The sequence below is a fragment of the Pseudomonas ogarae genome, from assembly GCF_014268695.2.
GTDB lineage: Bacteria > Pseudomonadota > Gammaproteobacteria > Pseudomonadales > Pseudomonadaceae > Aquipseudomonas > Aquipseudomonas kilonensis.
Genome location: NZ_CP077086.1, coordinates 6,155,883 through 6,173,066, shown reverse-complemented (window position 1 = coordinate 6,173,066; position 17,184 = coordinate 6,155,883). Strand labels below are relative to the sequence as shown.

At 61.3% G+C, this 17,184-nt stretch carries 17 protein-coding genes; 2 read left to right on the top strand and 15 right to left on the bottom strand.

Annotated elements, in window-relative coordinates:
- Nucleotides 1-4: 4 nt before the first annotated feature.
- The 9 genes from HU749_RS27355 to HU749_RS27315 form a co-directional block, all read right to left on the bottom strand.
- The gene (locus tag HU749_RS27355) at nucleotides 5-1,834 is read right to left on the bottom strand and encodes a S9 family peptidase (RefSeq protein ID WP_186649158.1); all 1,830 of its coding nucleotides are present in this window, start codon (nucleotides 1,832-1,834) and stop codon (nucleotides 5-7) included.
- On the bottom strand, nucleotides 1,800-2,969 hold the full coding sequence (gene pqqE / locus HU749_RS27350) for a pyrroloquinoline quinone biosynthesis protein PqqE (RefSeq protein ID WP_095974299.1): 1,170 nt from the start codon (nucleotides 2,967-2,969) through the stop codon (nucleotides 1,800-1,802). Before pqqE ends, HU749_RS27355 begins: the two co-directional genes overlap by 35 nt.
- The gene (gene pqqD / locus HU749_RS27345; RefSeq protein WP_014340539.1) at nucleotides 2,941-3,216 is read right to left on the bottom strand and encodes a pyrroloquinoline quinone biosynthesis peptide chaperone PqqD; all 276 of its coding nucleotides are present in this window, start codon (nucleotides 3,214-3,216) and stop codon (nucleotides 2,941-2,943) included. Before pqqD ends, pqqE begins: the two co-directional genes overlap by 29 nt.
- A complete protein-coding gene (gene pqqC, locus HU749_RS27340) occupies nucleotides 3,213-3,965 on the bottom strand; it encodes a pyrroloquinoline-quinone synthase PqqC (RefSeq protein WP_014340538.1) in 753 nt (250 codons plus the stop codon). The genes pqqD and pqqC overlap by 4 nt, the downstream gene beginning before the upstream one ends.
- 211 nt (nucleotides 3,966-4,176) lie before the next feature.
- On the bottom strand, nucleotides 4,177-5,088 hold the full coding sequence (gene pqqB, locus HU749_RS27335) for a pyrroloquinoline quinone biosynthesis protein PqqB (protein ID WP_079302825.1): 912 nt from the start codon (nucleotides 5,086-5,088) through the stop codon (nucleotides 4,177-4,179).
- A gap of 80 nt (nucleotides 5,089-5,168) precedes the next feature.
- Entirely contained in the window at nucleotides 5,169-5,243 is a 75-nt protein-coding gene (gene pqqA, locus HU749_RS27330; RefSeq protein ID WP_003177660.1) for a pyrroloquinoline quinone precursor peptide PqqA, read from the bottom strand.
- 170 nt (nucleotides 5,244-5,413) lie between these two features.
- A complete protein-coding gene (gene pqqF, locus HU749_RS27325; RefSeq protein ID WP_186652124.1) occupies nucleotides 5,414-7,855 on the bottom strand; it encodes a pyrroloquinoline quinone biosynthesis protein PqqF in 2,442 nt (813 codons plus the stop codon).
- Between the two features lie 62 nt (nucleotides 7,856-7,917).
- Nucleotides 7,918-8,712 (bottom strand): carbon-nitrogen hydrolase family protein, encoded by a 795-nt coding sequence (locus HU749_RS27320; protein WP_079302823.1) that lies wholly within the window; start codon nucleotides 8,710-8,712, stop codon nucleotides 7,918-7,920.
- 12 nt (nucleotides 8,713-8,724) lie between these two features.
- Nucleotides 8,725-10,407 (bottom strand): flavin monoamine oxidase family protein, encoded by a 1,683-nt coding sequence (locus tag HU749_RS27315; RefSeq protein WP_186652122.1) that lies wholly within the window; start codon nucleotides 10,405-10,407, stop codon nucleotides 8,725-8,727.
- Nucleotides 10,408-10,769: 362 nt separating this feature from the next.
- Between HU749_RS27315 and HU749_RS27310 the strand changes: the two genes are divergently transcribed.
- Entirely contained in the window at nucleotides 10,770-11,135 is a 366-nt protein-coding gene (locus tag HU749_RS27310) for a type II toxin-antitoxin system RelE/ParE family toxin (protein ID WP_024616744.1), read from the top strand.
- On the top strand, nucleotides 11,128-11,442 hold the full coding sequence (locus tag HU749_RS27305) for an XRE family transcriptional regulator (RefSeq protein WP_024616743.1): 315 nt from the start codon (nucleotides 11,128-11,130) through the stop codon (nucleotides 11,440-11,442). Before HU749_RS27310 ends, HU749_RS27305 begins: the two co-directional genes overlap by 8 nt.
- A gap of 121 nt (nucleotides 11,443-11,563) precedes the next feature.
- Here the strand turns inward: HU749_RS27305 and HU749_RS27300 are convergent, their stop codons facing one another.
- The 6 genes from HU749_RS27300 to pcaQ form a co-directional block, all read right to left on the bottom strand.
- Nucleotides 11,564-12,025 carry an Lrp/AsnC family transcriptional regulator gene (locus tag HU749_RS27300; protein WP_018607342.1) on the bottom strand — a complete coding sequence of 154 codons (462 nt, stop codon included), beginning with the start codon at nucleotides 12,023-12,025 and terminating at the stop codon, nucleotides 11,564-11,566.
- Between the two features lie 36 nt (nucleotides 12,026-12,061).
- Nucleotides 12,062-13,978 (bottom strand): hypothetical protein, encoded by a 1,917-nt coding sequence (locus HU749_RS27295; protein WP_225919115.1) that lies wholly within the window; start codon nucleotides 13,976-13,978, stop codon nucleotides 12,062-12,064.
- 18 nt (nucleotides 13,979-13,996) lie between these two features.
- Entirely contained in the window at nucleotides 13,997-14,425 is a 429-nt protein-coding gene (locus tag HU749_RS29330; RefSeq protein WP_225919114.1) for a hypothetical protein, read from the bottom strand.
- Between the two features lie 306 nt (nucleotides 14,426-14,731).
- Nucleotides 14,732-15,334 (bottom strand): protocatechuate 3,4-dioxygenase subunit alpha, encoded by a 603-nt coding sequence (gene pcaG / locus HU749_RS27290; RefSeq protein WP_186652120.1) that lies wholly within the window; start codon nucleotides 15,332-15,334, stop codon nucleotides 14,732-14,734.
- A gap of 12 nt (nucleotides 15,335-15,346) precedes the next feature.
- Nucleotides 15,347-16,066, bottom strand: coding sequence for a protocatechuate 3,4-dioxygenase subunit beta (gene pcaH, locus HU749_RS27285; protein ID WP_046064546.1), 720 nt, complete (start codon nucleotides 16,064-16,066; stop codon nucleotides 15,347-15,349).
- Between the two features lie 127 nt (nucleotides 16,067-16,193).
- Nucleotides 16,194-17,123 (bottom strand): pca operon transcription factor PcaQ, encoded by a 930-nt coding sequence (gene pcaQ, locus HU749_RS27280; protein WP_186652118.1) that lies wholly within the window; start codon nucleotides 17,121-17,123, stop codon nucleotides 16,194-16,196.
- Nucleotides 17,124-17,184: the final 61 nt, after the last annotated feature.

Sequence of the window (17,184 nt, the reverse complement as noted above, 5' to 3'; positions counted from 1 at the left end):
CGTCCTATAGGTCGCTATCCATCACCTTGCGATAGAACAACCACTCATGCTCCAGCGCATGGGCCTGGTTCGCGGCCTTGCGAAAACCATGGCGCTCATCGGGGTAGTAGTGCGCCTCGACCGCCACGCCGTTGGCCTGTAAAGCACTGACCATGTCGCGGGTTTGCTGCGGTACCACCACGGCGTCCAATTCACCCTGGAAAAAGATCACCGGCACGCGAATGTTCCCGGCGTGCAGCAGCGGGGTGCGGGCTTGATAGCGTTCGACGTCCTGTTGCGGATCGCCGATCAGCCAGTCCAGGTAATCACCTTCGAACTTGTGCGTGGCCCGGCCGAGGGCGACAGGATCGCTCACGCCATAGAGGCTGGCGCCGGCGCGGAATACATCATGGAACGCCAGGGCGCAGAGGGTCGTGTAGCCACCGGCACTGCCACCCCGAATGAACGCACGTCGGCCGTCAATCAGGCCTTGTTCATCCAGGTAGGCGACCACCGCGCAGGCGTCCTCGACATCCACCAGCCCCCAATTCAAATGCAACGCCTGCCGATACGCCCGGCCATAGCCACTGCTTCCGCGGTAATTGAGATCGGCGACGGCAAAGCCACGCTGGGTCCAATACTGGATACGCGGATCGAACAGGGGATAACAGGCCGAGGTGGGGCCGCCGTGAATGAACACCACCAAGGGCGGCTTCGCTTGCTTATTCATGGCCGGGTAAAAGAACCCGTGGGCCTCCCCTGAGGCGGACGGATAGCGCAGGGTGCGAGGACGGCTGATCTGTTCGACGGGCAATGGTGTGACGCCTCCGGCCAGCACGGCCACTTCGTGGCTATGCCGCTCAATGGCAATGATCGCCGATGGGCGGGTCGGCGAGGCTGCAACGGCGTAGATGAACCGCTCATCCAGCGCCAGGCTGCGAAAGCGGGTGTAGGTGCCGGTGAAGTCCTCATCGGCATCGTCTCCGTGACACAGGCCCAGACGCCCGAAACCCGCTTCGGTCCAACTGGCCAGGTACGTGTGTTCGCCCAGCGGCAGCCAGGTGCAGCCACCCAGTTGCCACGGCGCTGGGGCGTGATCGGCTTGGGCGGCAGGCAGCGGTTCCAGGCCCTGGGCCGACTCCATCCAAGGCTGCCAATAACCACCGCGATCAGTCAGGCAATAAAGACGACTGGTCGCATCGAAGCGCGGTTGCTGGATGGACTCTTCTTCACCGTTGCCCGCGATACAGCGCGGCGCCCCCCAACCCGCAGCGTTGCGCTCGGCCAGCATCAAGCGCGTTGCGGTCCAGGGTTGATGTGGGCGGCTCCACTCAATCCAGGCGAGCCGCTGACCGTCCGGGCTCACGGTGGGGGACGCATAGAAATCTGCACCTTCGGCCAGCAGATGCCGCTGATGATCCACGAGCCCGATCGACACCAGGCGATGCTGGTTGGCCTGTTCTTCCACCGCCAATACCAGGCCGTCGACGAAGCTCAGATCTCCATAACGGCAGTCACCCGAGGTCAGCGCTATGGGGCGTTCGTCGTTCAGGGATTGGTGGTACAGCTGCTGGTCGGCCTCATTGACGAACAGCACACCGTCACGGCTCAGGCAAAATGATCCACCGCCGTATTCATAGACCCGGCTGCGCGCGCTGAACCCGTCCAGTGTCAGGCAGCGGGGCATGGCGTCTTGCCAATGCCAGATCCGGCAGGCGCCGTCTGCGGGGCGGTATTCATTCCAGAACAGGCCCAAAGGCCCGAGCTGCAGTTCGGCGAAGTCGGTGCCGGCGGCAACGGCCTGGGCGGCGCTGAAAGGCTCAGCCTTTGGCGATGAGGCGCGAGTTTCGTTCATTGCGAAAGGCCAATTGTTCAATGGTTTGCGTGGCGTGCTCGGCGTCTTCGCGAGCCTTGAGAATCACGCCGTGATGTTCGGACTTGCTGCACACCGGGTCGGCGTTGCTGGCGTCGCCTGTGAGCATGAATGCCTGGCAGCGGCAGCCGCCGAAGTCCTTTTCTTTTTCATCGCAGGAGCGGCACGGTTCGGGCATCCAGTCATAACCGCGGAAGCGGTTGAAGCCGAACGAGTCGTACCAGATGTGCTGCATGCTGTGGTCGCGCACGTTGGGAAATTGCACCGGCAGCTGGCGGGCACCGTGACAGGGCAATGCCGTGCCGTCCGGCGTGACGGTGAGGAAAATGCTGCCCCAGCCATTCATGCAGCCCTTGGGGCGTTCTTCGTAGTAGTCCGGCGTGACGAAGATCAGCTTGCACGGGTTGCCTTGCGCTTCCAGCTTGGCGCGATATTCGTTGGTGACACGCTCGGCGCGCACCAGTTGCTCCCGGGTGGGCAGCAGGCCGACGCGGTTGAGCTGCGCCCAGCCATAGAACTGGCACGTGGCGAGCTCGACGAAGTCGGCTTCCAGGGCGATGCACAGCTCGATGATGCGATCGATCTTGTCGATGTTGTGCCGATGGGTCACGAAGTTCAGCACCATCGGATAACCGTGGGCCTTTACCGCCCGGGCCATTTCCAGTTTTTGCGCGAAGGCTTTCTTCGAACCGGCCAGGAGGTTGTTCACCTGCTCGTCGCTGGCCTGGAAACTGATCTGGATATGGTCCAGGCCGGCCTTCTTGAAGTCGCTGATTTTCTGCTCGGTCAAGCCGATGCCGGAGGTGATCAGGTTGGTATAGAAACCCAGCCGGCGTGCCTCGCCGATCAACTCGGCCAGGTCCTGGCGCACCAACGGCTCGCCGCCGGAAAAGCCCAGCTGCGCGGCGCCCATCTCGCGGGCTTCGCGAAAGACCTTGAACCATTGTTCGGTGCTCAGCTCCTTGCCTTGCTCGGCAAAGTCCAGCGGGTTGGAGCAGTACGGGCATTGCAGCGGGCAACGATAGGTCAGCTCCGCCAGCAACCACAGCGGCAAGCCGACTTCAGGCTTGGGCGGCAGACCCGTGTTCTCAGGCAAGTTCGATCCAGTGCTGTGCACGGGCGACCTCCATGAATTGCTCGATGTCGTCACCGAGTTCCGGCACGTCGGGAAACTGCTTCGCCAACTCGCCGATGATGGCCGCGACATCCCGTTCACCATCGATCAGGCCACCGATCAGCGCAGCGCTGTCATTCAGCTTGATCATGCCTTCAGGATAGAGCAGCACGTGACCTTTCTGGGCCGGTTCGTACTGGAAGCGATAGCCGGGGCGCCAGCGCGGGGTTTTGCTGCGGTCGAAACTCATAAGGTGATCCCTTTGTGCCACACCCGTTGCCCGGTCACGCTGTGGTAGGGCGGGCGGTTCAATTCATAGGCCATGCTCATGGCGTCGAGCATGCTCCAGAGGATGTCCAGTTTGAACTGGAGAATCTCCAGCATGCGTTCCTGCCCTGCGCGGGTGGTGTAGTGCTGCAGGGTGATCGCCAGGCCATGTTCCACGTCACGTCGGGCCTGGCCCAGGCGGGTGCGGAAGTACTCATAGCCGGTCGGGTCGATCCAAGGGTAATGCTGGGGCCAACTGTCCAGGCGCGACTGGTGGATCTGCGGGGCGAACAGTTCGGTCAGCGAGCTGCTGGCGGCTTCCTGCCAGCAGGCCCGGCGGGCGAAGTTGACATAGGCATCCACGGCGAATCGCACACCGGGCAGCACCAGCTCCTGGGAGCGCAGTTGATCGGGGTCCAGGCCCACCGCCTGGCCCAGCCGCAACCAGGCTTCGATGCCGCCGTCTTCGCCGGGAGCGCCGTCATGGTCGAGCAGGCGCTGAATCCACTCGCGGCGGATCTCCCGGTCCGGGCAGTTGGCCAGGATCGCGGCATCCTTGAGCGGGATATTCACCTGGTAGTAAAAACGGTTCGCGACCCAGCCCTGGATCTGCTCGCGAGTCGCGCGGCCTTCATACATCGCCACGTGATACGGGTGATGGATGTGGTAATACGCGCCCTTGGCACGCAGCGCGGCTTCGAACTCGGCGGGGGACAGGGGGGTGTCAGTCATTTGGGGCTCCGGGGAATAACCGCTGGCGGTTGGGGGGCTGGTCTGGCCTCTTCGCGAGCAAGCCCGCTCCCACATTGGTTTTGCGGTGCATAAAATATCAAGTGCTACTCGGCCTCTGTGGGAGCGGGCTTGCTCGCGAAGGCGTCCTATCAGCCAGCACAAGCGTTGACTGGCACACCGCAAGCTTCACCCCACATTGGTTCCACCCTTCCTACAACTCAATACTCATTCCGTCGTAAGACACTTCAATCTTTCGACGTACAAGTTCGGCCCGCTCGGGCGAATCTTCATCCAGGATCGGGTTGGTGTTGTTGATATGGATAAGGACCTTGCGCGGCCCAGGCACTTGTTCCAGCACTTCCAGCATACCGCCGGGGCCATTCTGGGCCAGGTGACCCATTTCCCGGCCAGTGCGGGTGCCGACGCCACGGCGCTGCATTTCATCGTCGTCCCACATCGTACCGTCCACCAGCAGACAATCGCTGCCGGCCATGATCTCCAACAACGACTCGTCGACCTTGCCCAACCCCGGGGCATAGAACAGCTTGCCACCCGTGCGCAGGTCTTCGACGATCAACCCGATGTTGTCGCCCGGGTGCGGGTCGAAGCGATGCGGTGAATAGGGCGGTGCGGCGCTGCGCAGGGGCAGTGGGGTGAAGCGCAGGTTCGGGCAGGCCTCGATGGTGAAGCTCTGGTCGAGTTCGATGCGATTCCAGCTCAACCCGCCGTTCCAGTGGGTCAGCATGTTGAACAGCGGAAAGCCCGTGCTCAGGTCTTCATGGACCATGTCGGTGCACCAGACTTGATGCGGGCAACCTTCGCGCAGGCTGAGCAGGCCGGTGGTGTGGTCGATCTGGCTGTCCATCAGGATGATCGCGCCAATGCCGGTGTCGCGCAGGGCCCGGCCCGGCTGCATCGGGGCGAACGCCTGGAGCTGGGCGCGAATGTCCGGAGAGGCGTTGCACAGCACCCAGTTCACACCGTCATCGGACAGGGCGATGGACGATTGGGTGCGCGCCTGGGCCCGCAGGCTGCCGTCGCGGAAACCTGCGCAATTGGCGCAGTTGCAGTTCCACTGGGGGAAACCGCCACCGGCGGCAGAACCTAGAATCTGGACGAACATGGCTGCTCCATCTGCAAACCGAAATAAAAACGCCTCGGCTGGCCGAGGCGTAGTGCTGCGTGCTTAACCGCCTGCAGCATTCAACGGCTGGCGAAGTACATGGTGACTTCGAAACCGATACGCAGGTCGATATATGCGGGTTTGGACCAGGACATGGGAATACTCCTTTGGTTGGGATGCTTTCGTTAGATAGAACGGTTGAGACCTATACATATAGTCCACCTCCGTTCGGAGATGTTCAGATGCTTAGGCGCCTATGTTACTAAATCTGACATATTCGTTCGCCGCGATTCTCGAAGAAAGCTCATTACAGCCCCTGCAACGATCACTGCGGCGCTTGCCAACGCTCTTCCGGGCAGGCTCCGTTGCTCAGGCAATACCATCCTCCTTCAGCCTTGATCAGACGTTGGGCGGCCATTTGTAGCTGGGTGCGATCCAGGCACACGATGGCAGCGGACAGTTGCTCAAGATAATCCGACGGGTGGCCGGCCAGCTTGCCGTGCCAGAGCAGTTCGGCGGCCTGGGCGCAGGGCAGGGCGGTGCCCTGGAGTTGGGCGGCTAGCGCCTGCTGCTGGCCGGTCAGGGATGAGTCATCGAGCTGCTCGATCAGCGTCGGTAACCCAGCCAGGAATTGCTCGATGTGGGCGCTCAGTTGCGTCACCGAGAGGCTGGGCGATTGGACGCCGAACAACACCCCGGTTTGCCCGTCGATCTGCTTCAATCCACTGAACACCGCATAACCCAACTGCAACTCCACGCGCAGGCGCTGGTAGAACGGCGTCTGACACAGCTGTGCCAGCAACCGCCAGGCGGCTTCGTCGGCCAGCGTCGGAGTGGCTGTCGGGCAAAACAGCAACACGGCCGGTTCTTCGCCGTGAGTCTGGAGCGTATGCCAGAGGCGTTGCCCGCGAGGCGCCGGCGCCAGGCTGGCTTCATCGCCGGCGATCCCCGGCACCCGGGCCAGCGCAGGGCCCAGCGCCCCTTGGGTGGCCGTCGACAGGCCGATGGACAGCCCGTCCCAGCGGGCCGTTGCCCATACACTTTGGTCGCTGGCGGGCACTGGTAACACTGGCGCTTGCCGGTTGTGGCGGCAGTGGTTCGACAGCGCCTTCAACAGATGCCGAATCGGCATCGGCGGGGGTTCGTGACCGGCTTGGGCCATTGGCAGCGGTTGCGCAAGCTTCGTCAGAAGGTGTTCAAGTACCAGCGGTATCGGCGCCTGCAAGCCGACCAGTTTCAGCAGCCATTGATCAGCGCAGGGCTCGAAGCTGACGTCCACGCCGGCCTGGCGAGCATCCTCTTGCACATCCCGCAGGTGCCGGTCGAGCCTGGATTGAAAGTCCAGCGGTGCCTGGGTCGTCAGTTGCCAGCGCAGGTACACCGCGCCTTCACGACCATTGTCTGGCAGCGCCTGGCTGAACTGCATGGGCGAGCGTTCCCGGCGACCCCGGGAGCGGTCCTGGGCGAAGGTTCGCAAGCCGCGGTGGGCGCTGGTCTGTCCCCGTATCAGCCCGGCGCGGGGCGCTTCGCACGGCGTTTGCAGGAACGGGTTGGGCGCGGGCAGTTGCCATTGTCCCGCGACGTTATCGGCAGGGTGCAGTTGCCTGAGGATTTCCCTGAGCCTGACGAGGTCGTTTGCCAGCAGCGGCCCGTCGCGTCCTTCACCGTCCCAGCGGGCCACCTGCAAGGCCGATCCTGTCTCCTGCCGGCGCTGCAACAGCGCGGTGAACTCCTGGCGCAACGGCGCCCAGTCGTCCTGGGCGGCAAAGAAACCCAGCCAGTCGTGCAGCAACGCTTGGATTTGCGCCGCTGCCGGAGCGTTGGCGTGCCTGAGTTCGATGTGCAGCAGCGCCTGCCCGGCAAACTCATACGGCGCGTTGGCCTTGAGGCTGTCAGCCAGGCCGCGCTGACGCAACGTGGCGAGCACGCCGCCCGGTTTGCTGGAGTTCAGCCACGTACACAGAAAATCCAGGGCTTGAGGCGAGGCGGCGGGCAAGTCTTCGAAGGCGAACAGCAGATCAAGGCAACCCTCGCGGGCCTGTTGATAACTTGACTGGGACGATGCCATCAAACTTGGTGGTGCCGGCCTGGCAAGCGCTTCGCCGGCAGGTATGTGGCTGTCGAACTGTTCAGCCAGCGTTTTCAAGGTGTCGATGCTTTGCGGGCCGGCCAGGCTCAGGGTCATCTGGCCGCTCCGGTAAAAGCGGCGATAGAAGTCGTGCAATGCGCTTTGGAATTCGGCTTGCGTCACTGCCAGGCTATCGCGATTGCCGGCATGAAAACCCCGCAGTGGATGGGTCGCCGACAGGCCGTCATGCAAGGCAAGCTGTCGCTGGGCTGCAGCATCCTGGGACCAGGCGATGAACTCGGCGTGCAGCACTTCCCGTTCGCGCAATTGATCGGCTTCATCCAGGCGTGGGTGGGCAAGCATGTCCCCCAGCCGTTCGAGTCCGTCGGAGAAAGTTGCGGGTGGCAATTCGAAGAAAAAATCCGTGGTGCGTTCGCTGGTGCGCGCATTGACCTGGCCGCCGTGGCGCTGCACGTAGGCCATCAGGTTCTCCCCGGCGGGGAAACGCTCGGTGCCGAGGAAGAACAGATGTTCGAGCAAGTGCGCCAATCCCGGCCAGGCCAGGGGCGCGTCATGGCTGCCAGCCGCGACTCGCAGCACTGCAGCGCTGCGCTTGAGGCCTGGGACGTGACGCAATGTCACCCGCAAGCCGTTGGCCAGGGTTTCAGTGTGGGGGCGGAGGGAGTCGGGGGCCGGCATGAGCGCTTCCAGAACAAAGATGCGCTCATGCTAGCGGATTAGGCCGCGTTCTCAATCCTCAATCAGTGTTTGTGCAGGTCGTCGTAAAGCTCGGGGCGGCGATCGTGCAGGTAGTTGTAGGCCGCGCGGGAGTCTTCCATCAGTTGTCGATCCAGTTCACCGACGATCAAGGCCTCATCCAGCCCTGCAAGGGCCGGGCGGCTGCCGTTCGGTGCGGCGATGCTGCTTTGGCCACAATACTGCAATTCACCTTCGTGGCCGCAGTAGTTGGCGTACGCCACGAAACACTGGTTCTCGATCGCCCGGGCACGCACGGTGACGTCGGCGATGAAGTCGTAGGGTTGCATGTTGGCGGTTGGCACCAGGATCAGCTCGGCGCCGGCCAGGGCCAGGCGTCGGGCATTTTCCGGAAACTCCAGGTCGTAGCAGATCAGGAGGCCGAGCTTCCAGCCATTGAGCTCCACGATGGGCAATGCGGCATCGCCGGCGCTGAACATGGCGTGATCGAGGTCACCGAACAGGTGGCTCTTGCGGTAGTTGGCCAGGCGCTCACCCTGGGCGTCGATCAGCTGTACGGCGTTGTAGATCTGCCCGTCTTCGCCGCGCTCAGGGTAGCCATAGACAATCGCCAGGCCTGCGGCCTTGGCAATGCGGGCGATCTGTTGCGCCCACTCGCCGTTGTAGACCTCGGCCAATACATTCACCGCGTCGACGCCGATGTTGTAGCCGGTCATGAACATCTCCGGCAGCACCAGTACATCGGCGCCCCTGGCTTCCAGCGCCACCTGGTGCAGGCGTTGCAGGTTGCCGGCCGGATCCAGTGGCAGCGGCGGGCATTGGTAGAGGGCTACACGCATCAATAACTCCTTTTATTCGGGCAGGGCGATCGGACCGATCTCATGGAACACATCACCTGGACCCGGGTTCTCGGCGTGAGTTTCACCGCCGAAGTGCTTCATGATTCCCCACACGGCATTGAGTGAGGTCTGTACCGCGCCTTCGACCCAGGCCGGTGTCCATGAGACGTCATCGCCGGCGATAAAGATCCCGCGTTGTTCGGCCGGCATGTCGTCCTGCATGAAATGCGCATACATGCGCTGGTTGTAGCGATAGTGGCCGGGCAGGGCGCCCTTGAATGCGCCGAGGAAATGCGGATCGGCTTCCCAGGACACGGTGATCGGATCGCCGATGATCCGGGCGGCGATGTCCACCTTGGGATAGATTTTCTTCAGGGCATCGAGGGCCAGCTTCACGCGTTTTTCCACCGGGTGCGGGAGCATTTTCAGGGCATCGCTCATCCAGGAATACGACAGGCAAATCACCCCTGGCTTGTCGTCCCCGTTGTCGAACAGATAGGTGCCACGGGTCAGGCGATCGGTCAGGGTCATGCTCATCAGGTCGCGGCCGGTCTCCGGGTCCTTGTCCTTCCAGAATGGCCGGTCGACCATCACGAAGGTCTTCGACGATTGCATGTAGCGGGTGCGGTCCAGGGCCATCCACATTTTTTGCGAGAACAGCGCTTCTTCACATTCGATCTGGGTGGTCAGCAGCCAGCTCTGGCAGGTGACCAGCACCGCGGCGTATTCGCGGGTGTTGTCCCAGACGTCGGTCACGCTGAACCGGCCATCGGCTGCGCGGGCGATGCGCTTCACGCCGCTGCGTGGGGCGCCCAGGTGCAACGAATTCAGGCTGGTCCCTTGCGGCCAGTGCACGCAGCGTTCCGGCACGTGGTTCCAGATGCCGTGGGGCACCTGCTCGACGCCGCCGACCACCAGGTGCTGGTGGTCGTCGCAGTTGGTCATCACGACACGGAAGATTTCCAGCATCGAATTGGGGAAGTCCGAATCCCAGCCGCCGGTGCCGAAACCGACCTGGCCGAACACTTCGCGGTGCTGGAAAGAGAGCTTGGCGAAGGCCTTGGAAGTGGCGACGAAGTCGTAGAAGGTGCGGTCGTCCCACAGTGGCACCAGGGTGTTCCACAGCTCCTTGAGGCGTGGCACGTCGCGGTCGCGGATCGCCTGCTGGATGTCGCCGAAGCGCGAGCCATCCTCCAGCGCATCGGCCCAGGCGTCGGCGACTTCCTGGAACAGTGCGGGAAGGTCCGCCAGTTTCTGTGCGTAGTAGGTCTGGCCTTCCAGGTCGATGACCGTGCTGCCGGACGCCGGGGTCAGCGGGTTGGGGAACGGTTTGGTCTCAAGGCCCAGCTTGTCGACGTAATGGTAGAACGCGGTGGAGGACACCGGAAAACGCATGCCGCCCAGCTCGGCAATCACCCCTTCGGCGCCGTTGAACGCCTGTGAGCGCAGGCGCCCACCCATCTTCGACGCTTCGTAGACCACGGGCTTGAGACCCAGCTTCATCAGCTCGTACGCCGCCACCAGGCCGGCGATCCCGGCCCCGACAATCGCCACTTCCGCGCCGTGGTTGTGGGCGGGAATACTGCCAAGGCCGGCCGGATGCTCGATCCAGTCGTCAAAGGCGAAAGGAAAGTCCGGCCCGAAAATGGTGATGGGCTTCTTACCGTCTGCTGGGTGGCGATTGTTCTTGTTCATGGCTGACCTTGGTGGGCGACTCGACGCAGTGTTCGCGTCTGAGTATAGGAAAGATGCCAGCCATTCTAGGGAGGGTAGGACACGTTAATAAGACACAATATGTCGTCGTTTTGAGAAGTTTTAAGTCACTTTGTTGTGTTCGTGAATCGTAATGACGAAACATGGCACTGTGGGAGCGAGCTTGCTCGCGAATACGGTGGCACATTCAACACCTGTGGCGATTGATACAACGCTTTCGCGAGCAAGCCCGCTCCCACAGAAACTCTCCTTAACAATTGTCTGTGCGATCAGGAGGGGCAGGTAGCCGCCGATGCTTCTACGGTTATTCCCTTGAGGTTATATATCCTGGGTGGCATATTTGTATGAAATGGGACGTTGAATACACTGACGAATTTGAGCTGTGGTGGGACCGTCTCAGTGAGTCGGAGCAAGACTCGGTACAAGTCTCGGTGATGCTACTCGGCGATACTGGGCCGTATCTGGGCTTTCCTCACACCAGTGATATCAAAGGTTCGCGTCATGGCAACCTTCGTGAGTTACGGGTGCAACATGCAGGTAGGCCTTATCGTGTGCTCTATGCGTTTGATCCACGACGCTGCGCCATCCTGCTGATCGGGGGAGACAAAACCGGCCAGGACCGTTGGTATCAGCAATATGTGCCTTTGGCCGAACGCCTCTATGACGAGCATTTGGAAGTATTGAAGAGAGAGGGCTTTGACCATGGCTAAGAAATTTTCCGATTTGATGGCGCGTCGTTCGCCTGACTCCCAGGCCCGTGCACAGGCTCTGTATCAGCAGTTGCGTGCGGAAATGCCGCTGCACGAGTTGCGTCAGGCGCAGGAGTTGAGCCAGGAGGCCTTGGCCAAGGCACTGCATATCAACCAGGCGGCAGTCTCGAAAATGGAGCGCCGTACGGACATGTACATCAGCACATTGCGCAACTACATCCGGGCCATGGGGGGGGAATTGGAGATTATCGCGACCTTTCCGGAGGGGCAGGTCAGGATCGAAAATTTCTCCCATCCAACACCGTAACTTGCGTTGTTCCCTGTGGGAGCGAGCTTGCTCGCGATAGCGTCGGTTCAGTCAGCACTTTCATGGACTGACAGACCGCCATCGCGAGCAAGCTCGCTCCACAGGTTAAGTGACGCAGGGCTCAGACTGGCTGGCCTCGATCGATCTTGCTGCTGAGGATGATCGAGGTGGTGGTCTTCTCCACGCCGTCCACGCTGCCGATCTGGTCCAGCAACTGGTCCAGTTGTTCCGGCGAGTCCGTGCGCAACCAGGCGACATAGTCGAACTCACCGCTGACCGCGCACAACTGCTGTACCTGGGCCATGGCGCTCAGGCGTCGCAGCACGTCCTTGCCGGAGCGCGGTTGGACCTTGATGCCGACGTAAGCCTGCAAGCCACCGTCAATCACCCGCTGACCCAGGCGCACGCCATATCCGGTAATCACCTTGGTCTTTTCCAGGCGCGCCAGCCGCGAGGTCACGGTTGTGCGGGCGATACCCAGTTGCCGGGCGAGCATGGCGACGCTTTCCCGGGCGTTGATTTGCAGCGCCGCGATCAGTTGCCGGTCGATTTCGTCGAGGACGGGAGGGCGGGTGTCAGTCAAAGTGGGCTCCGGCGCAGGCATTCGATGGCGAGCATGTTACAGGCTCTCACGTGCGAAATAGCCAATGGCAGGCAAAGCCAGTGCGCGCCAGGCGGGGGCCAGGTGTACCTGTGAAGTCCTGAACCAGAAACCGTCCTGGCGAACCAGCTGTTCGGTGGGCAACTGCAACAAGAAATCCAGTGAGAACGACTGCACTGAGCCTGGGTCGTCATCGTCTTGTGCTTCCCAATCGCGCTCAAAGCAGCGTACATGCAACTGTTCGGCGTCGAAGCTTTCAAACAGCGGCCGGTTGCCCAGCCACTGCGGATGCACCCGCAATGTGTGTTCCTGGACATCCAGGAGCAGCAATTGCCAGCCTCGATAGCTTCCACACTGTTCTGTCACATCGGTCGCCATGCAGGTCAGGGCCAGATAGCGGCTATCCGTCGACCAGATCATCGACGGTGCCAGGTCGACCAACGCGCAGCCTGAGGCTGTCAGCAGGTGGCCTCCGAGCCGGGGCGTCTGCGCACGCACCCAACTGTCGGCATATTCCGTTTCGCTGCCGAACAGCCAGGCAGCATCCTGATGGTCGGGGGCGGGCTGGATGAAGTCACCGTCGGCGTTGGCCACTTGCGGACGATCCACCAGGCGCCAGGGGGCGACGCAGTGCAGTTGTGAGTTTGTCACCTGCAGGTCCACGGTGTTGTAGAACAGCCGGGATTGCTCGCTGGGATGAAAGAACGAAGGATCGCTGCCGATCGGCGGCGCCGGGATGTTGAAGCGTTGCAGCGCGCTGCTGTCCAGATCGTGGTCAAGACGACCGGCCACCACGGCCAGACTCAAGCGGCCATCCCGAAAATCGAGTATTCGTTCCACCCACATGGCGGGCCCTTCCAGCAGGCGTCGATCCTTCACATCTGCAATGACCGCATGGGTGGCCACTGCCGTTGAGTCTGCAAAGGGCAGCAGCGCCAGGTAACGCCCGCAGTCAGAGATGCGATGATCCAGCAGCCAACTGCCTGGCAAGTGCCAATCACCAATCTGGCAGCGATAACCGCCAAGCCCCTCGCGATTGTCGCAAAGCCAGATGAGCTGAGCGCATGCGCCACCCAGCAGCGGCTGCGTCTCGATGTACGAGTCACCTCGCACTCCCGGACTGTCCAGCGGCATCGCGATGGCCATGCGGGTCAGTTTGAACTCAGCAACCTGTACGCGACCCTGGGCGTCATGACCGGCCTGGGTTTCGGTATCACTGTGGATGCTGTCCAGGCGGTAGCCATACCGGCCGGAACCCGGTCGCGGATAGTCGAGGTACGCGCCGATATGCACATGGTGTGCGTCGAGGCTCAGCAACTCATGCCAGTAGAAGGACGGTTCAGTCGCACTCTTCACCCACGGCAACGGCAAGGCGCGCCAGCCTTTGTCGAGCCGCCACAGCCAATACTGGTCGCCGTCTGCTTGAGAATCCCGCGCCTGGGCCAGGCACACCAGGGCGCATTGATCGGTGCTCCACACCAACGGTGCGTCTGCCGCCATCAGCAGGTTGGAGGTTTGTCCGTTGACGCTGACGGTATAGCGTGGCGAAAGCAGGGGACCCAGTGGCTGGGCCAGGTCACGAAAGGTCGAGGGCAAAAAAATATTGCCCTGCAGGCATTGCCGGCCATCAACGGAGCGTCGTTCGAAGGTTTGCTCAGGATGACAATCGGACTCCAGCCACAGATCGCCGACAGGCATCAGGGGGGTGACGCTGGCCGTTTGCAACAGCTCATCGAGCCGGGTTTCGCGAACACTGTTATCCACCAGTGGGCTATGGCGTCCATTCAACAGGTCGAGGTCAAAAGCGTCCAACTCCCAGAGCTCGCTTTCGACGCAGCGGTACAACTGGCGTTGCTGACGGTCGAGCACCACCAATCCCCATGCCTGCCGGGACGGTACCGGTGCCGCGAAGTAGCGCCCGTCGCTGGAGAACACGGCCGAAGAGCCCAGGCCTTACAGGAGCACGCCGTCGGGGAACAGATAGTCGCAATAAGTCGGGCCGCCCATGGCGATTTCGCCGTGGTTGAACGCTCGGATCGGCTCGCCTTCAGGGGTCAGCAGCGGTTCGTTTCCGCCCCAGGCACTCGGCCCTTTGCTGGAAATGGGTGTCAACCCAAGGCGCCTCTCCCAGCTACTGACGCAGGCGAGCCCGACCATGATGCCGACGATCGCTACCAAGATGCCCCACCACTCAGGCAACGCCCGGCCCAGGCTGAAACCCAGGCCAAACACAGCGCCGACCGTCAGCCGGGCAATGCCTCGGCCCATCGCCAAAAAGCCCAGGCGGGCGGCAAGCCCCATCAGCAGTCCGAGGCATACCACCGCCAGCAAAGCCAATGGGGGCGGCAGCAAGGTGACGAAAAAGGCTGGCGCCAGCAGCATGCCGAGTTGCCAGAACAGTTCAAGAAACAGTCGAGAGAGGCTGGGGCTGGCGATGATGGGCGTCTCAGTGAGGAAGCTGCAAGGGCTTAGGCGTGGGGAGGGTGAACGTCACAGAGTATTACTACAGGTGAGTACAGGGGCAAGGGCGGGGAGCGGTTGGCTGCCAGAGTTGTTATGGCGATCAAAAAACCGTCAGCCTTCAAAGCTGGATTCGACAAAAAACCAGACCCTGATGGGTCTGGTTTTAGGGGCGGGCGGCATCTAAACAACCCGAGTGCTCACGCCCCGGCACTGTGCAAGTGGCGATTAAAAATCGAAGAACACCGTTTCTGATTCACCTTGCACATGAATGTCGAACCGATAAACCAACTTGCCATCGAGCGTGGAGCGCTTGGCAATCAGGGATTCGCGACGTGGCGACTGCTCGATCAGACCCAGGATGGGGTCCACGGCGTTCGCCTCGGATTTATCGTCGAAATACAGGCGGGTCTGCAAGTGAATGTTGATCCCGCGAGCAAACAGGGAAACGTTGATATGAGGGGCCATGGGAAAACCTGCGGCGTTTTTCACGGTGCCGGGTTTTACGGTCTTGATGATCCACGTTCCGTCTTCGGCGGTGGCAGTACGGCCAAAACAGTTGAAGGGCTTTTCCAGATCGTATGCGCTGTCGTAGACGCCTTGCGGATTCGCCTGCCAGAACTCCAGAAACGCGTCACGAATCAAATGGCCGTTGCCGTCATACACGTGGCCCATCAGTACGATGTGCTCACCTGGCGCGCCAGGCTTGGCCATTTCATTCCAGATTTCCTGTTCTCGCGGCGGATTACCAGCCGCCTCCAGCGCCAAGCCGATATGCACATAAGGGCCGGCAGTTTGCGAAGGGGTTTCGGGCAGAAGTTGAACGGACATGCGCATGCCTCCTCAGCGGTTTTCGAAGTGGGTCTTGCGCTGTCCGCGCAGAACAATATCAAAGCGATAAGCCAGGCAATCCATAGGATTGGCCATGCTCATATCAAGCTTGGCGATCAAGCTCTGCACCGCCTCCTGATTCGCGATCGTCTTGACGATCGGACACATGGGAATGAGCGGATCACCTTCGAAATACAGTTGAGTTATCAAGCGCGTGGAAATGGACGGACCACTGATCGAGACATGGATGTGGGCCGGCCGCCAGTCATTGGGGCCGTTGCGCCATGGGTAGGGACCCGGTTTGACCGTGCGGAAACTGTAGTTGCCGTCACGGTCAGTCAGCGCGCGGCCGACCCCACCGAAATTGGGATCAAGCGGCGCCAGATAACTGTCTTTCTTATGCCGGTAACGCCCACCCGCATTGGCTTGCCACATTTCCACCAACGTATGGGGAATCGGTTTGCCGAATTGGTCGCAGACCCGGCCCGCGACGATGATGCGTTCGCCGATGGGCAAGCCGCCGTGATTGAAATTGAGCAGCAGATCGTTATCGTGCTGGCCCATTTTCAGATGGGAAAAATCCGGCCCGCTGGTTTCCGACAGCGACTGGGGAATACTCACCAGGGCCTGGCGCGGTGATCGCAGGATCGAAGTCTTGTAGTCAGGTGTCAGGGCTTTGGGGTGCCAATTACGGTCACGAATGACGAAGCGGCTGTCATGCGCATCAGACATGTCGATTTTTCCTATTGTTATGGTTCGGCAGAGGCAAGCGCTGCATTAGCAGCGACGGCTAGCCCAGTTTCCTCTCGCGAGCCCCAACCCAAAATTGAAAAAACCGACTTGATCCATGTCCAAATGGTTATGGATATTTTCCTTCAAGGTATTCCTGTCCGACTTCGCGAAGTGCCTCCATGCACCACTGCGCCTGGGGTGTCACCGGCAACGCGGGATTGGTGCACAGCCCCACTGAGCCGCCTGGTTCGCGTGCCCCTAGTTCCAGCTCCACCAAAACGCCTTGTTTCAAGTCCTGCCGGACCGCGTCGAAAGGTGCAACCCAGATGGCGTGGCTGCATTGTACGTAGCGCCGACTCAACGCGACCGATAGGGTTTCCAGGCGTTGGCGTGATGGGGTAATGCCGTGCTGAACAAACAGGGCGTCGGCGAATTTACGGATGGTCGTCCCCGCCAATGGAAGCACCCAGGGATAGTCCTCGAGATTCCTATGCCCCTGTGGATTCGCGAGCACAGGATGGTCGTTACACACCACCAGGGTCATGGACTCGCTGTAGAGGTGTTCGAACGCCAGCCCATGAATCAATGGGCTATCGGTCATTCGGCCAACCACCAGGTCCAGTTCACCGACGCGCAGTTGCGATAGCAAATGCGCACTGGGGCCGGTCACCACGCTGATTACCAGGGCCGGATGTCGAGCATGCAATCGACAGACAACCTCAGGGACCAACAGGCTTTCAACCGTGGACAGCACGCCAACGCTAATGGCAACGGGCTCGTGGACACCTGCGCGCAGGCTGTTGACCCCCTCGCGCAGCGCTTGCACGCTTGGCCCCGCATATCGCAGAAAAGCTGCGCCGGCTTCCGTCAGAGTCGCCCCCTTCTTGCTTCGTTCGAACAACACGGCGGCCAGCAACGTTTCCAACTCCTTCAACGTCTTGGAAAGCGCTGGTTGGCTGATTGCCAGTTTGTCTGCCGCACGGGCCAGGCTTCCCTGGCGCGCCACTTCGAGAAAACACACCAGATGACGGAATTTGATGCGTGTGTCGATGTTCAATCGGGTCGCTGCCTTCAAGGGACTTGGGATGCGCAGTGTTTGTGCTGCGGGTTGCAACGCC

What these genes read in the sequence shown, in the direction of transcription:
- pcaH (WP_046064546.1), bottom strand. Translation starts at nt 16,066, where the DNA reads ATGTCTGATGCGCATGACAGCCGCTTCGTCATTCGTGACCGTAATTGG.
- HU749_RS27305 (WP_024616743.1), top strand. Translation starts at nt 11,128, where the DNA reads ATGGCTAAGAAATTTTCCGATTTGATGGCGCGTCGTTCGCCTGACTCC.
- HU749_RS27355 (WP_186649158.1), bottom strand. Translation starts at nt 1,834, where the DNA reads ATGAACGAAACTCGCGCCTCATCGCCAAAGGCTGAGCCTTTCAGCGCC.
- pqqD (WP_014340539.1), bottom strand. Translation starts at nt 3,216, where the DNA reads ATGAGTTTCGACCGCAGCAAAACCCCGCGCTGGCGCCCCGGCTATCGC.
- pqqC (WP_014340538.1), bottom strand. Translation starts at nt 3,965, where the DNA reads ATGACTGACACCCCCCTGTCCCCCGCCGAGTTCGAAGCCGCGCTGCGT.
- HU749_RS27310 (WP_024616744.1), top strand. Translation starts at nt 10,770, where the DNA reads ATGAAATGGGACGTTGAATACACTGACGAATTTGAGCTGTGGTGGGAC.
- HU749_RS29330 (WP_225919114.1), bottom strand. Translation starts at nt 14,425, where the DNA reads ATGCTGCTGGCGCCAGCCTTTTTCGTCACCTTGCTGCCGCCCCCATTG.
- pcaG (WP_186652120.1), bottom strand. Translation starts at nt 15,334, where the DNA reads ATGTCCGTTCAACTTCTGCCCGAAACCCCTTCGCAAACTGCCGGCCCT.
- HU749_RS27320 (WP_079302823.1), bottom strand. Translation starts at nt 8,712, where the DNA reads ATGCGTGTAGCCCTCTACCAATGCCCGCCGCTGCCACTGGATCCGGCC.
- HU749_RS27315 (WP_186652122.1), bottom strand. Translation starts at nt 10,407, where the DNA reads ATGAACAAGAACAATCGCCACCCAGCAGACGGTAAGAAGCCCATCACC.
- pqqB (WP_079302825.1), bottom strand. Translation starts at nt 5,088, where the DNA reads ATGTTCGTCCAGATTCTAGGTTCTGCCGCCGGTGGCGGTTTCCCCCAG.
- pqqF (WP_186652124.1), bottom strand. Translation starts at nt 7,855, where the DNA reads ATGCCGGCCCCCGACTCCCTCCGCCCCCACACTGAAACCCTGGCCAAC.